The sequence below is a fragment of the Tenacibaculum sp. E3R01 genome (genome assembly GCF_003318185.1).
Taxonomy (GTDB): Bacteria; Bacteroidota; Bacteroidia; order Flavobacteriales; family Flavobacteriaceae; genus Polaribacter; species Polaribacter halocynthiae.
Map to the genome: position 1 here is coordinate 321,654 of NZ_QOCC01000020.1, position 13,565 is coordinate 335,218.

The following is a 13,565-nucleotide window of genomic DNA, read 5'->3' on the forward strand; positions in this document are numbered from 1 at the left end:
TTAAATAAAGAACGCATATAAAATTAACTATTCTTTTTAATTTTAAAAATTATTTATTTGTTAAAAATAGCATCAATTTCATGTAAGGTTAATGTTTTAAAAATTGGTTTACCAAAAGGAGAAACTGAAGGTTCTTTACAAGAAAATAAATCGTTTACTAAGTTTTCTTGCTCCTTTGTTGATAATAAAGTTCCTGTTTTTATAGCCAATGATTTAGCAAATGACTTAGCCATAACATCAAAATGACTAAAACTTGCGTCTGGAACTTCTAACTTAATATCGTCAAGTAATTGTTCCAATATAAGTGTAATTTGACTTTCTGTAATAGAGGTTGGTATTCCTCCAATTACAACACTCTCCTTGGTGAATTCATCAAACATAAAACCAGCACTTTCTAAATCTGATTTTATGGTATATATCATTTCAATATCAGAAGTAGAAAAAGAAATACTAACTGGGAATAATAGTTGTTGACTACTAGCTTCTTTAACGGTAATGTTTTCTAAAAACTCTTCATACAATATTCGTTGATGTGCTAAAGATTGATGTATTAAAACAACTCCAGATTTTATTGAACTTAACAAATATTTTTTTTGAATTTGAAATGTTTTACCTGTTTCAGTTTCTTGATAAGATTCAAAAAGTTGTTCTTGAGGTACAGGATCTAGAGGTTGAATATTACTAGTGTATAAGGCCTCCCAATTACCTGGGTCTTTTTTAAAGTTAGCCTGATAACTTTGGGTAGAGCTTGAAGAAGTATTACTTGAAGAACCAGAATTAATAGTTGGAGTTGATTCGTACTGAGTCTCTGTTTTAAAAGGATTAAAATTAGGGTCTACAGTTATTGGAGGAACAGAAGGAGTTCCTTTTTTACTGTAATCATAAGGTGTGTCTAAATTAGCATCTCTTTCAAAATCTAATACAGGAGCAACATTATATTGACCTAAACTATGTTTTATAGTAGCTCGTAAAATTGCATATAAAGCTTTTTCATTATCAAACTTTATTTCTGTTTTAGTTGGGTGAATGTTAATATCAATGCTGTTTGGAGGTACATCTAAATATAAAAAATAAGAAGGATGTGATCCATTTTCTAAAAGCCCTTCAAAAGCATTTACTACAGCGTGATTCAAGTAAGAACTTTTAATAAACCTATCATTAACAAAAAAGAATTGTTCTCCTCTTTTTTTCTTAGAAAATTCAGGTTTAGCTACAAAACCAGTAATAGTAATGATGTCTGTTTGTTCTTGGATAGGAACCAGTTTTTCATTCATCTTTGGACTAAAAATAGCAACAATACGTTTGCGTAGGTTACTTTTTTTAAGATGATATACTTCATTATTATTATGATGTAATAAAAAAGTAATATCAGGATGTGCTAAAGCTACACGTTGAAATTCGTCAACAATATGTCGAGTTTCAATAGTGTCAGATTTCAAAAAATTACGTCGAGCTGGAATGTTATAAAATAAATTTTTAACAGCTAAACTAGTACCTTTTGCTGTTGAAATAGTGTCTTGAGAAGTAATTTTACTTCCTTCAATTTTTATTTGTGTGCCTAACTCTTCATCCTCTTGTTTTGTTTTTAACTCTACATGAGCAATTGCGGCAATAGAAGCTAAGGCTTCTCCTCGAAATCCCTTGGTGTTTAAGTTAAATAAATCTTGAGCATCTTTTATTTTAGAGGTGGCATGGCGTTCAAACGATAAACGAGCATCAGTAGTACTCATGCCTTTTCCGTCATCAATTACTTGAATAAGCGTTTTACCAGCGTCTTTTAAAAGCAACTTTATAGAAGTAGCACCAGCATCAATAGCATTTTCTAATAATTCTTTAACAACAGAAGCAGGTCGTTGTACCACTTCGCCTGCAGCAATTTGATTTGCTACATGATCGGGTAATAGTTGTATTATATCAGACATTAATTATCTTTTGATAAAAATATGGATAAGTCAAAATCAATTATAAATAAAAAGAACAACACAAGAACAGCTATAATAATAATTATAGTACTGTTAAGTCCTCCGTTCTTAGAATTTTTAAATTCATCAATAGCTGAATTTAACTTTCCTTTTAAACTTTTTCTCTTTCCTACCGTAGTACGAAATTCATCAAATTTATGTTTAACTTCATACGGATTTCCATCTCCTTTGTAATAACGAGGCGTATAATCGAATTTTTTATTTTCTCTTTTAATAAATCCCATAAAAATTGTTGTTTTTTAGATGAGTTTCTGCAAAAATCACACCATAAAAAGTAAAAAATCAAAGTTACTGAATTAAAGATTGGTGTTCAAACAATGTTGATAAAATAGTATGTGATAAGCAATGGTATTTATCGGTCATGAAAAAGCCAAAAGAAAAATAATTATTTTTCTTTTGGCTTGTAAATACTTTTTGCGCTTGTAAAATTAAAAACCTAATGAACTAGATTTTCTTTCTTGATTTTTAATAGCTGCCATTTTAATAGCCGCAACTGCACATTCAATACCTTTGTTTCCTAGTTTTCCTCCAGATCTTTCAATAGATTGCTGTCTGGTATTATCTGTCAAAACACAGAATATTACAGGAACATCGTATTTAATGTTTAAATCTACTATTCCTTGAGTTACACCTTCACAAACAAAATCAAAATGTTTAGTTTCTCCTTGAATTACATTTCCAATAGCTATGATTGCATCAAGTTTTTGAGATTCAATCATTTTTTTACAACCATATACTAATTCAAAACTTCCTGGAACTTCCCAAGAAATAATATTTTCTTTTTCTGCTCCACAATCAAGAAAAGTTTCAATTGCTCCTTGATGCATGCTGCCTGTTATTTCTGGATTCCATTCAGAAACAACAATCCCAAACCGAAATGATTTCGCGTTTGGGATTGAAGCTTTATCGTAATGTGATAAATTTGTTGTTGCCATATTTTATTTTTTGCTATTACTAATTAAAAGTAATATTAATTGGTAATGGCAGATTTTTTTTAATTATTGTGCGTATTTAGCACTGTTAATGTATTTTTCAATATCTCTTCCTTGATCAGTATTAGAATACTTTTCTTTAATAAGAGAAAAATGTTTTTCAGCCACACTATACTTTTTTAAACTCATAGCAGTTTGACCTGCTTTGAATAAAAATAAAGGTGCTGTGAATTCATTATCTTTTTTAGTAGCAGCTTTTTCATAGTATTCTAAAGCGTCTTCAGCTTGGTTGATATCTGCAAAAGCATCTCCAATAGCTCCTAAAGCAGTAGGGCCTAATAATTCATCATCAGAAGAAAAATTACTTAAATACTCGATAGCCTCTTCGTATTTTTTCATTTTTAAATATGAAATACCAGCATAATAATTTGCTACATTTCCAGCTTTAGTACCACTAAATGTTTCTGCAATATCAGGAAAACCATATTTTCCATCACCACCAGTTAACGCTAAGTTGTATAAAGAATCTGCAACTTTTCCACTAGAAGTAGCAGCCTTATCAAAAAATGTTCTAGGGTATGCTAATTCATTTGAAGCCTCTTTTTCAGTAGGTTCAGCAATAAATTTATTATATCCTAAGTATATTAAAATTAAAGCAGCAACTGCTACTAAACCATAAAACAAAGGTTTGCTGTTGTTTTCAATCCATTGCTCAGATTTATTAGCGGCTTCATCTAAATTATTAAAGACTTCAGCAGTAGTACTTTGTGTTTCGTCAAAAGTTTCTTCTACTTCCTTTACAATCTTTTCTTTTTTAGGTTTATAACCTCTTTTCTTATATGTAGCCATAATTGCTTAAAAATTAGTGCCGACAAAAATAGTTTTTTTAATTGGATTTTAAAAATCGATTTTTCGTAAATTTTCAATAATTTGCGCTACCTTTTTAGAAACACCTTTTTTACATGTATTTGCAGAAAATTTCATTGGTTAATTTTAAAAATATTGAAGTACAAACATTTAATTTTCAAAAGAAGATAAATTGTTTTGTAGGTAACAATGGTATTGGTAAAACAAATGTGTTAGATGCTATATACTATTTATCTTTTGCTAAAAGTTATTTCAATTCTGTAGCTGGGCAAAATATTAGACATGGTGAAGATTTTTTTATGATTGAAGGAGATTATTTATTAAATGAAAGAGTTGAAAAAATTATTTGCTCATTAAAAAGAGGTCAAAAAAAAGTTTTAAAGAGGAATGGAAAGGCGTACGATAAATTTTCTGAACACATTGGTCAATTACCATTGGTAATAATATCACCAGCAGATAGAGATTTGATTACTGAAGGAAGTGATACAAGAAGAAAGTTTATTGATGGTGTTATCTCTCAACAAGACAAAGAATATTTACACAACTTAATATCTTATAATAAAGTACTTGTACAGCGTAATGCGCTATTAAAATATTTTGCTGCGAATAGAACATTTGACGCATTAAATTTGAAAGTATATGATGAACAGTTAATACAGTATGGATCTGTGATTCATAAAAAAAGAAAATTGTTTTTAGAAGAATTTGTACCTATCTTTAATGCAAAGCACTTAATAATTTCTGGAGCTAATGAAAAAGTAGATTTATTTTATAAAAGTCAGTTGAATGATACTTCTTTTGAAGACTTATTAGCACAAAGTTTGGAAAAAGATAGAATGATACAGTACACAACAGTTGGAATTCATAAAGATGATTTAAGTTTTGTAATAGAAGAGTATCCAATTAAAAAATTTGGATCTCAAGGGCAACAAAAATCATATTTAATAGCATTAAAATTAGCACAGTTTGAATTTATAAAACAACAAGCCAATGTGGTACCAATTTTATTATTAGATGATATTTTTGATAAGTTGGATGAAAATAGAGTTGGTCAAATTGTTGATTTAGTTAATGATGATGAGTTTGGTCAGATTTTTATTACTGATACTCATGCTGATAGAACTGAAAATGTAATTAAAAAAAGTAATAAAGAATACCAAATATTTAAACTTTAATATTAAAAAATTAAGAGATGGCAAAAAGAGAGAATGATAGTTTTTCAGTAAAAGACTTAATGGGAAGTTTTATTAAAGAAAATAATTTAAATAAAGGGTTTCAAAAAATTCATATTGAAGAAGCATGGGCAAAGTTAATGGGAACTGGTGTAGCTTCTTATACAGATGGCGTGAAATTACAGAATGGAACGTTAATTGTACGTTTAAAATCTTCGGTATTAAGAGAAGAATTGAGTTACGGTAAAGACAAAATAATAAGAATGATTAATGAAGAAATGGGAGAAGATTTAGTAAAGAAGTTGATGTTGGTTTAAATGAATAAAATAGTAACATTTTTAATACTAATATTGATTTTTTATGTAGGTGTTATTAATTATACAATTTTTTCTTTAACAGGTTTTTATAGTGATGTTTTCTTTGCAATTTTAGTATCAGTAATCATAATAATTTTAACCATAATAAATTGGAAGAAATCATCATTAGTTAATAGAATTTTAAAGTGTTTTTCAATAATAATTTCTTTTGGTGTTATGATATTAACTTTCTTGGTAGAAGGTATGGTTGAAGAAGAGTTTATTGTTCTTGATACTATTGAAATTAATAAAATAAAATATAGAGTTCACTATTTTCCACCACAAGGAGTATGGGGATTTGAAAATGGAAAAATTTATATTACTAAATTGAATGAGACGCTCCCGTTTATAGAGAAACATTATTTTTATGGGATTCCTAAATTTATATTAGAAGATGATTTTCAAAAGAAAAGTAAAAAAACACAACATAAAAAGGTAAAGAAATTTATACAAAATGAATTAATTTAACACTAAATAAAAAACTCGCTACAAATATGTAGCGAGTTTTTATATTTTTTAATGCTTTTAATTAAAACATTTCTCTACCAGAAAAATGGAAAGCACCTTCAATAGCTGCGTTTTCATCAGAATCTGAACCGTGAACAGCGTTTTCACCAATTGAAGTAGCAAACATTTTACGTATTGTTCCTTCAGCAGCTTCAGCTGGGTTTGTAGCACCAATTAATGTTCTAAAGTCTTCTACTGCATTTTCTTTTTCTAAAATTGCAGAAACAATAGGACCACGAGTCATAAATTCAACTAATTCACCAAAAAATGGACGCTCATTATGAACAGCATAAAATGCTTCAGCATCACTTTTTGTCATTTGTGTTTTTTTAAGAGCTACAATTCTAAATCCTGCAGCATTAATTTTTTCTAAAATTGCACCAGTATGTCCGTTTTCAACTGCATCTGGTTTAATCATTGTAAAAGTTCTATTTGTTGCCATCTTAATAATCTTCTTGTTTTTTAATCGGCGCAAAAATACACTTTTTAATGTTATTAACAAGTTAAGGATACGTTTGACTGATTTCTTGAAGGATAGTATTGTTTCTACCTCGCATTTGAAAAACAACTTTATTACTTGTTAAATCAATAGATAACACACCAAAAGATAATGAACTTACAACTTTTCCGATTCTGAATTTATTTTCTTCCGATTTAAAAGAAGTGTAAGAATGTGTTAATCCACTAGAAGTAAAATCGATAATTGGATACGGAACTTCCTTTATTGTAGTTTTAGAAAATTCAGAAATATGTCTGTCTCCTGAAAGAAAAATAACATTTTTTGCTTTTGAAGTTTTAATAAGCTTAAAAAGTTTAGTTACTTCATTTGGGAAGTTTCCCCATTTTTCAAAACCATGTTCTTTTGATAATACTTGAATACTACTTACAATTATATTAAAGTTAGCATTTGAGTTTTTTAATTCATTTTCTAACCATTTCCATTGCTGAGTTCCTAAAATAGAACCATCTTCATGAGTGTTAGGTTGGAATCGTTTACTTCCAGTGCCTTTTGTTAGTTTAGTTCTAAAGTATCGAGAATCTAATACTATTATTTTAACACTATTGTTTTTTGTTTTAAAGGTTTTAGTATGATAAATTCCTTCTTGTTGTCTTCTAGGAGAGTTTTCAGGAACATCTAAAAAATCTAAAAATAATTGTTGGCTTTCTTTCTTCTTTTTGTATTCGAATCCTCCGTCATTTTTTCCGTAATCATGATCGTCCCAAGTTCCTAAAATAGGAGTTGTTTTAGTTAATTTATTATAAAAGAAGCGATTTTTTTGTTGAGTGTATAATCTTTTCATTTTACGCATGCTATTAGTATCGGCATAAATATTATCACCGCCCCATATCCATACATTAGGTTGTAAAGAAGTGATGTCTTGCCAAAAAGGATTTGGCAAATTTTGATTATTACAAGAACCAAAAACAATGGTGAATTTCTCTTGACAGAAAGAGTTAGTAGTAAATAATAAAACTAGAAATGGTAAAATAAATTTATAACGAATCATGTGTTTAATTTTTTCTGAAAGAAACAAAAAGAAAAGGACAAAAAGATTAATAAAACATTAATTTGTATCTTCGCCACTTATGATTTTGAAACAATTTAAGGAATTAAAAGAATTCTTATCACGGCCTCAAGAAGTGGTAATAATAGGGCATAGAAATCCTGATGGAGATGCAGTTGGATCTACATTAGGTTTAAAACATTATTTAGATAAAAAAGGGCATAAAGCACAAGTGTTAATGCCTAATGAATATCCTGATTTTTTACATTGGATTCCTGGCTCTGAAACTGTATATAGATTTGACAGACAGAATAACCAAAGTGTAAAAGCATTAAAAAAATCTACCATTATATTTTTATTAGATTTTAATGCATTGCATAGAGTTGGTAATGACATGCAAAATACTTTAGAAAAGTATGAAAACGATTTCGCATTAATTGATCATCATCAACAGCCTGATGATTTTACGTATATGTATTCTGATACGTCAATGTCTTCAACTTGTCAAATGGTATATAATTTTATTGAGATGATGGAAGATGTGGATATGATAGATAAACACATTGCTACCTGTTTATATACCGGTATAATGACAGATACAGGCTCATTTCGTTTTCGTTCTACAACAAGTAGAACACATAGAATTATTGCTGATTTAATAGATAAGGGAGCGGAAAATGATAAAATTCATAGCAATGTTAATGATTCGAACACGTATAGCAGATTGTTGTTATTAGGACAATCGTTGAGTAATTTGGAAATTTTACCAGAATATAAAACAGCTTTTATAACACTTTCACAAGAAGAAAAAAAGAAGTTTAATTATGAGAAAGGAGATACTGAAGGTGTTGTAAATTATGCTTTATCATTAAAAGGAATTGTATTTGGAGTTATTTTTATAGAAGATGAAGAGCAGGGGATTATAAAAATATCTTTTAGGTCTAAAGGAAAGTTTTCTGTAAATCAATTTGCAAGAAATTATTTTAATGGAGGAGGACATGATAATGCGTCAGGAGGAAAAAGTGAATTAAATATGGAAGATACGATTGCTAAATTTAAATCGTTATTACCTCAATATATTGACGAATTACAAACATCTTATGAAGTATAAAAGTGTATTTTTTTTAGTAGTAATTATACTGTTTTCTTGTAACGAACCCAAAGCAAGAAGACCTAAGAAGCATGGCACACAAAACTTTTATAAAGAAGTATTAAAAGAGAATAAAAAAATAAACGACCTGCAAAAAAAGCGTATAGAGTTATGGATATCTAAAGATACAATTCATGATTTTATTGAAAGTACCAAAGGGTATTGGTACTATTATGTAAAAAAAGATACGCTTCAAAGTAATACTCCTAAATTTGAGCAATTTGTTGATATAGAGTATAATGTAAAGAGTATGGTTGGTGATATTATATACGAAAAACAACAAAGAACATACAAAATAGATAAAGAAGATTTTATTCCTGCTTTACAAGATGGAATAAAGTTGATGAAAATAGGAGAAACCATTACATTTGTGATCCCTTCATACAGAGCTTATGGTATTACTGGTGATGGAAATAAAATAGGTGTAAATCAGCCTATACAAAGTACAGTAACATTAATCGACATTAAAAACAAATAAATAAAAATGAAATTAACTAAAATTTTAGCAGCTTCAATTATAGGCTTATCAATAGCTTCTTGTAGTAATGGCAGCGGTCAAACAAAAACTAAAAGTTCATTAACATCTGAGGTAGATTCAGTAAGTTACGCTATTGGTTTAGATATGGCAACAAAGATAAGGGCTAACTTTAAAGACATGGATAATGATTTATTTATTCAAGGTTTTAAAAACGGAATGGATTCTACTAATATGTTAATGGAAAATAAAGATGTAAACGTTGTTTTACGTAACTATTTCCAAAAGCAACAGCAAGAGAGAATGAAAAAAATGCAGGAGGAGCAAACTAAGAAAGCTGAAAAAGAATTTGGAGAGTATAAAAAAGAAAACGAAAAGTTTATAGCTGATAATAAAACTAAAAGTGGAGTAGTTACTACTGCTAGTGGATTACAATACGTAGTTTTAAAAGAAGGTAATGGAGATACTCCTAAGGCTAACTCTAGAGTTAAAGTACATTATCACGGAACTTTAATTGACGGTACTGTTTTTGATAGTTCTGTAGAAAGAAAAGAGCCATCTGAATTTGGAGTAGGGCAAGTAATTAAAGGTTGGACTGAAGGTTTACAGTTAATGAAACCAGGAGCTAAATACAAATTCTTTATACCACAAGAATTGGCTTACGGACCACAACAAAGAGGTAAATTATTAAAACCATTTTCTGCATTAATTTTTGAAGTAGAATTATTAGAAATTAAGTAATTTATCACAACATATTTAAAAACAATTAGGCTAGTGAATTCACTAGCCTAATTGTTTTTTAGTACTTTAGCTAAACTAAAAATAGAGAAATGAAATTAGTAAAATATTTATTAATTATTACAGTTGTATTAACTGCTTGTAAAACAATAAAATATCCAGATTTAGAAAACGGTTTGTATGCTGATATACAGACGAATAGAGGTGATATATTAATTAAACTTCATGATAAAGAAGTTCCAATGACAGTTGCTAATTTTGTGTCTTTAGCAGAAGGTGACAATCCTAAAGTAACCGATTCATTAAAAGGAAAGCTTTATTTTGATGGAACAAAATTTCATAGAGTTATTAAAGATTTTATGATACAAGGAGGTGATATTACAGGAACTGGTGGTGGTAATGCTGGGTATAAATTTGGAGATGAGTTTCCGATGGATGCCGAAGGAAAATTAATTTATAAACATGAGAAAGCAGGTGTTTTATCTATGGCTAACTCAGGTAAAAATACAAATTCAAGTCAGTTTTTTATTACGCACAAAGCTACACCTTGGTTAGATGGAATGCATTCTATATTTGGAATGGTGCAAAAAGGACAGTCTATTGTTGATACTATTCAGAAAAATGATTATATAAATCATATTGAAATTATTAGAGTAGGTAAAGAGGCAAAGAAATTTGATGCCCCAATAGTATTCAAAAATGAATTAGCAAATGCAGCTCAAAAAGAAGAGGAACGCAAAAGAATATTAGAAGAATTAAAAAAGAAGTATCTAGAAAAAATGGGAATAGATAAAGCTATTTCTACTGAGTCTGGATTGAAAATATTATCATTACAAAAAGGTAAAGGTAAGAAAGTGAATCCTGCTATTCCAACTACAGTTCATTACACACTTTATTTAATAGATGGGAAAAAAATAGATTCGAGTATAGATAAAGGCAGGCCATTTACTTTTATAATAGATGAAATGGATTTAATTGCCGGGTGGAAAGAAGGTGTTAAAACGATGAGGGAAGGTGATAAGTCTAGGTTTTTTATTCCTTATTATCTAGGATATGGTGAAGATGGATTAGGGCCAATAATTGGGAAATCTGATTTGATTTTTGAAGTTGAAGTTTTAAAAGTAGGTAAATAGTTTGGTAGAGAGTATTTTACAAAAAGATAGAGAGCTGTTAATCTTTTTAAATAATTTAGGAAGTGAGCAATATGATGGTTTTTGGTTAACAATAACTAATCAATTTACTTGGGCTCCTTTATTTGCTTTTATTTTATTTTTAATATTTAAATATCTAGGATTCAAAAAAGGGATTTTTACTTTTTTATTCCTAGTTTTATTAGTTGCTTTTTCTGATCAGTTTACAAATTTAGTTAAAAACTATTCAGAGAGATTAAGACCTTGTAATACTGAAAGCTTACAACAGTTATTAAGAACATTTTCATATAAGCCTGGAGGGTATAGTTTTTGGTCTGGACATGCATCACTGTCTTCAGCATTTACTGTATTTATAGTGTTCCTGCTTAGAAACAGAACTAAATTAATATACTTGTTATTTATATTTCCAGTAATTTTTGGGTATAGTAGAATATATTTAGGGGTTCATTATCCAGTAGATGTAACGTCAGGTTACATAACAGGTGCACTTATTGGAACTGTTTTTTATCTGTTATACAAGCTATTGTTTAAGGCTGTTTTTACGGAGAAATATAGTTAGTAAATAGTAGAATTAGAATAAATAGAGCATTTTCATTTGAAAATGCTCTATTTATTTATAAGATATTTAAAATATTAGTATCTTGCATTTATTATGCATGCATAGTAAAAATAATAAAAAATTATATCATGACTAAGTACAAACATATTTTTGAGCCATTAGATTTAGGATTTACAACTTTGAAAAATAGAGTTTTAATGGGGTCGATGCATACAGGTTTAGAAGAAGAGAAGAATGGAATTGAAAAGATAGCGACTTACTATGCTGAAAGGGCTAAAGGAGGAGTTGGATTGATAGTTACTGGTGGAATAGCGCCAAACATTCAAGGATGGACAGCACCTTTTTCAGCAAGAATGAGTACAAAAAAACATGCTAAAGAACATAAAGTAATAACTGAAGCTGTACATAAAGAAGGAGGGAAAATTTGTATGCAAATTTTACATTCTGGTCGTTATGGGTACCATCCATTTACAGTAGCTCCTTCGAAAATAAAAGCACCAATTAATCCTTTTAAACCATTTGCTTTAAAGCAATCTGGAATACGAAGAACAGTGAAAGATTTTGTTAATTGTGCTAAATTATCTCAAGAAGCTGGTTACGATGGAGTAGAAATTATGGGTTCCGAAGGGTATTTAATCAATCAATTTATAGTAAAAAGAACAAATAAGAGAGAGGATACCTATGGAGGTGTTTATGAAAATCGTATTCGTTTGGCCGTTGAATTGGTAAGTAAAATAAGAGAAGAAGTAGGAGAGAATTTTATTATCATTTATCGCTTGTCAATGTTAGATTTAGTAGAAAATGGTAGTTCATGGGAAGAAGTAGTTCAATTAGGAAAAGAAATTGAGAAGGCAGGAGCTACAATCATAAATACAGGAATTGGATGGCATGAATCAAGAATTCCTACAATAGCAACTTCAGTGCCTAGAGCAGCTTTTACATGGGTTACTCAAAAAATGAAAGAAGAGCTTTCTATTCCTTTAATAACATCTAATCGTATTAATATGCCAGATGTAGCTGAAAAGGTATTGGCAGAAGGGCATGCAGATATGATTTCTATGGCTCGTCCGTTTTTAGCTGATCCTGAATGGGTGAATAAGGCTAAAGAAGAAAAAGATGATGAAATTAATACCTGTATAGCTTGTAATCAGGCTTGTTTAGATCATGTTTTTGAAAAGAAAATAGCAAGTTGTTTAGTAAATCCTAGAGCGTGTCATGAAACAGAATTAAATTATACTGCTACAAATAATAAAAAACGTATAGCGGTTGTTGGTGCTGGACCTGCAGGTTTAGCAGCGTCTACTGTTGCAGCTCAAAGAGGTCATGAAGTAACACTTTTTGATGCCGATAAAGAAGTAGGAGGTCAGTTTAATATCGCTAAACAAATTCCAGGAAAAGAAGAGTTTTACGAAACAATTAGATATTTTAAAAAACAGCTTGAAATACATAATGTAAACATTCAATTAAATACAAGGGTTTCAGCTGAAGATTTAGCAAAAGGTAATTTTGATGAAGTAATTTTAGCAACAGGTATTACTCCAAGAACACCAAGAATAGAAGGTGTCGATCATGAAAAAGTATTAAATTATATCGATGTTTTAAAATTGAAAAAAACAGTAGGTAAAAGAGTTGCTGTTATAGGAGCTGGAGGTATTGGTTTTGATGTTTCTGAATATTTAACTCACGAAGGTGAAAGCACAAGTCAAAATATAGATGCTTGGTTAAAAGAGTGGGGAGTTGATAAAACAATGGGAGCACGAAGTGGTATTGAAGGTGTTAAGCCTGAGTTTCATCCTTCACCAAGGGAAATATTTATGTTTAAACGAAGTAAAGGTAAATTCGGAAAAAATCTAGGGAAAACTACTGGCTGGATTCATAGAGCTAATTTAAAAAAGAAGAATGTACAGTTTATAAATGAAGTTCAGTATACGAAAATAGATGATCAAGGATTACATTATACTCAAAATGAAGAAGAAAAGATATTAGAGGTCGATCATGTAATTATTTGTGCTGGTCAAGTTCCTTTTAAAGAGTTGTTCGAGCCTTTAGAAGCAAAAGGAGTAAATGTTCATTTAATTGGAGGAGCTGACGTCGCTGCTGAGTTAGATGCCAAACGAGCTATAAATCAAGGTAGCAGATTAGCTGCTAAATTATAAAAAAGAAATCCTGCA

15 protein-coding genes are annotated in these 13,565 nt (G+C 29.6%); 9 read left to right on the forward strand and 6 right to left on the reverse strand.

The features are described 5' to 3' along the window. Nucleotides 1-53: 53 nt before the first annotated feature. The 4 genes from mutL to DS884_RS10615 form a co-directional block, all read right to left on the reverse strand. The gene (gene mutL / locus DS884_RS10600) at nt 54-1,922 is read right to left on the reverse strand and encodes a DNA mismatch repair endonuclease MutL (protein WP_113786712.1); all 1,869 of its coding nucleotides are present in this window, start codon (nt 1,920-1,922) and stop codon (nt 54-56) included. Next, nucleotides 1,922-2,206 carry a riboflavin synthase subunit beta gene (locus DS884_RS10605; RefSeq protein ID WP_093868768.1) on the reverse strand — a complete coding sequence of 95 codons (285 nt, stop codon included), beginning with the start codon at nt 2,204-2,206 and terminating at the stop codon, nt 1,922-1,924. Before DS884_RS10605 ends, mutL begins: the two co-directional genes overlap by 1 nt. Before the next feature lie 204 nt (nt 2,207-2,410). Further along, entirely contained in the window at nt 2,411-2,917 is a 507-nt protein-coding gene (gene ribH / locus DS884_RS10610; RefSeq protein WP_093868767.1) for a 6,7-dimethyl-8-ribityllumazine synthase, read from the reverse strand. A gap of 63 nt (nt 2,918-2,980) precedes the next feature. After that, on the reverse strand, nt 2,981-3,763 hold the full coding sequence (locus DS884_RS10615) for a tetratricopeptide repeat protein (protein ID WP_093868766.1): 783 nt from the start codon (nt 3,761-3,763) through the stop codon (nt 2,981-2,983). A 113-nt stretch (nt 3,764-3,876) separates the two neighbouring features. Between DS884_RS10615 and recF the strand changes: the two genes are divergently transcribed. Genes recF through DS884_RS10630 form a run of 3 tightly spaced genes read left to right on the forward strand, consistent with a single transcriptional unit; the run spans nt 3,877 to nt 5,777 of the window. After that, nucleotides 3,877-4,956: a DNA replication/repair protein RecF gene (recF, locus tag DS884_RS10620; protein ID WP_093868765.1), complete on the forward strand. Its 1,080-nt coding sequence runs from the start codon at nt 3,877-3,879 to the stop codon at nt 4,954-4,956. A 17-nt stretch (nt 4,957-4,973) separates the two neighbouring features. Beyond that, nucleotides 4,974-5,270: a DUF721 domain-containing protein gene (locus tag DS884_RS10625; protein ID WP_093868764.1), complete on the forward strand. Its 297-nt coding sequence runs from the start codon at nt 4,974-4,976 to the stop codon at nt 5,268-5,270. Continuing rightward, nucleotides 5,271-5,777: a hypothetical protein gene (locus DS884_RS10630; RefSeq protein ID WP_113786713.1), complete on the forward strand. Its 507-nt coding sequence runs from the start codon at nt 5,271-5,273 to the stop codon at nt 5,775-5,777. It abuts the gene before it with no gap. 61 nt (nt 5,778-5,838) lie between these two features. Here DS884_RS10630 and DS884_RS10635 read toward each other — a convergent pair whose 3' ends face one another. Next, complete coding sequence (locus tag DS884_RS10635; RefSeq protein ID WP_093868762.1) at nt 5,839-6,258, reverse strand: nucleoside-diphosphate kinase; 420 nt, start codon at nt 6,256-6,258, stop codon at nt 5,839-5,841. 61 nt (nt 6,259-6,319) lie between these two features. Continuing rightward, on the reverse strand, nt 6,320-7,324 hold the full coding sequence (locus DS884_RS10640) for an alkaline phosphatase D family protein (protein WP_113786714.1): 1,005 nt from the start codon (nt 7,322-7,324) through the stop codon (nt 6,320-6,322). Between the two features lie 79 nt (nt 7,325-7,403). Here DS884_RS10640 and DS884_RS10645 point away from each other — a divergent pair, with 79 nt between their 5' ends. From DS884_RS10645 to DS884_RS10670, 6 genes are all read left to right on the forward strand, one after another. Continuing rightward, nucleotides 7,404-8,432 (forward strand): DHH family phosphoesterase, encoded by a 1,029-nt coding sequence (locus tag DS884_RS10645; protein WP_113786715.1) that lies wholly within the window; start codon nt 7,404-7,406, stop codon nt 8,430-8,432. Beyond that, nucleotides 8,422-8,949 (forward strand): gliding motility-associated peptidyl-prolyl isomerase GldI, encoded by a 528-nt coding sequence (gldI, locus tag DS884_RS10650; RefSeq protein ID WP_093868759.1) that lies wholly within the window; start codon nt 8,422-8,424, stop codon nt 8,947-8,949. Before DS884_RS10645 ends, gldI begins: the two co-directional genes overlap by 11 nt. Before the next feature lie 6 nt (nt 8,950-8,955). Further along, nucleotides 8,956-9,687 (forward strand): FKBP-type peptidyl-prolyl cis-trans isomerase, encoded by a 732-nt coding sequence (locus tag DS884_RS10655; protein ID WP_113786716.1) that lies wholly within the window; start codon nt 8,956-8,958, stop codon nt 9,685-9,687. 89 nt (nt 9,688-9,776) lie between these two features. Continuing rightward, nucleotides 9,777-10,817, forward strand: a complete 1,041-nt coding sequence (locus DS884_RS10660; RefSeq protein ID WP_093868757.1) for a peptidylprolyl isomerase — start codon at nt 9,777-9,779, stop codon at nt 10,815-10,817. A 1-nt stretch (nt 10,818) separates the two neighbouring features. After that, entirely contained in the window at nt 10,819-11,394 is a 576-nt protein-coding gene (locus DS884_RS10665; protein ID WP_113786717.1) for a phosphatase PAP2 family protein, read from the forward strand. A gap of 128 nt (nt 11,395-11,522) precedes the next feature. Beyond that, nucleotides 11,523-13,550: an NADPH-dependent 2,4-dienoyl-CoA reductase gene (locus tag DS884_RS10670; protein WP_093868755.1), complete on the forward strand. Its 2,028-nt coding sequence runs from the start codon at nt 11,523-11,525 to the stop codon at nt 13,548-13,550. Nucleotides 13,551-13,565: the final 15 nt, after the last annotated feature.

What these genes read in the sequence shown, in the direction of transcription:
- mutL (WP_113786712.1), bottom strand. Translation starts at nt 1,922, where the DNA reads ATGTCTGATATAATACAACTATTACCCGATCATGTAGCAAATCAAATT.
- DS884_RS10605 (WP_093868768.1), bottom strand. Translation starts at nt 2,206, where the DNA reads ATGGGATTTATTAAAAGAGAAAATAAAAAATTCGATTATACGCCTCGT.
- ribH (WP_093868767.1), bottom strand. Translation starts at nt 2,917, where the DNA reads ATGGCAACAACAAATTTATCACATTACGATAAAGCTTCAATCCCAAAC.
- DS884_RS10615 (WP_093868766.1), bottom strand. Translation starts at nt 3,763, where the DNA reads ATGGCTACATATAAGAAAAGAGGTTATAAACCTAAAAAAGAAAAGATT.
- recF (WP_093868765.1), top strand. Translation starts at nt 3,877, where the DNA reads ATGTATTTGCAGAAAATTTCATTGGTTAATTTTAAAAATATTGAAGTA.
- DS884_RS10625 (WP_093868764.1), top strand. Translation starts at nt 4,974, where the DNA reads ATGGCAAAAAGAGAGAATGATAGTTTTTCAGTAAAAGACTTAATGGGA.
- DS884_RS10630 (WP_113786713.1), top strand. Translation starts at nt 5,271, where the DNA reads ATGAATAAAATAGTAACATTTTTAATACTAATATTGATTTTTTATGTA.
- DS884_RS10635 (WP_093868762.1), bottom strand. Translation starts at nt 6,258, where the DNA reads ATGGCAACAAATAGAACTTTTACAATGATTAAACCAGATGCAGTTGAA.
- DS884_RS10640 (WP_113786714.1), bottom strand. Translation starts at nt 7,324, where the DNA reads ATGATTCGTTATAAATTTATTTTACCATTTCTAGTTTTATTATTTACT.
- DS884_RS10645 (WP_113786715.1), top strand. Translation starts at nt 7,404, where the DNA reads ATGATTTTGAAACAATTTAAGGAATTAAAAGAATTCTTATCACGGCCT.
- gldI (WP_093868759.1), top strand. Translation starts at nt 8,422, where the DNA reads ATGAAGTATAAAAGTGTATTTTTTTTAGTAGTAATTATACTGTTTTCT.
- DS884_RS10655 (WP_113786716.1), top strand. Translation starts at nt 8,956, where the DNA reads ATGAAATTAACTAAAATTTTAGCAGCTTCAATTATAGGCTTATCAATA.
- DS884_RS10660 (WP_093868757.1), top strand. Translation starts at nt 9,777, where the DNA reads ATGAAATTAGTAAAATATTTATTAATTATTACAGTTGTATTAACTGCT.
- DS884_RS10670 (WP_093868755.1), top strand. Translation starts at nt 11,523, where the DNA reads ATGACTAAGTACAAACATATTTTTGAGCCATTAGATTTAGGATTTACA.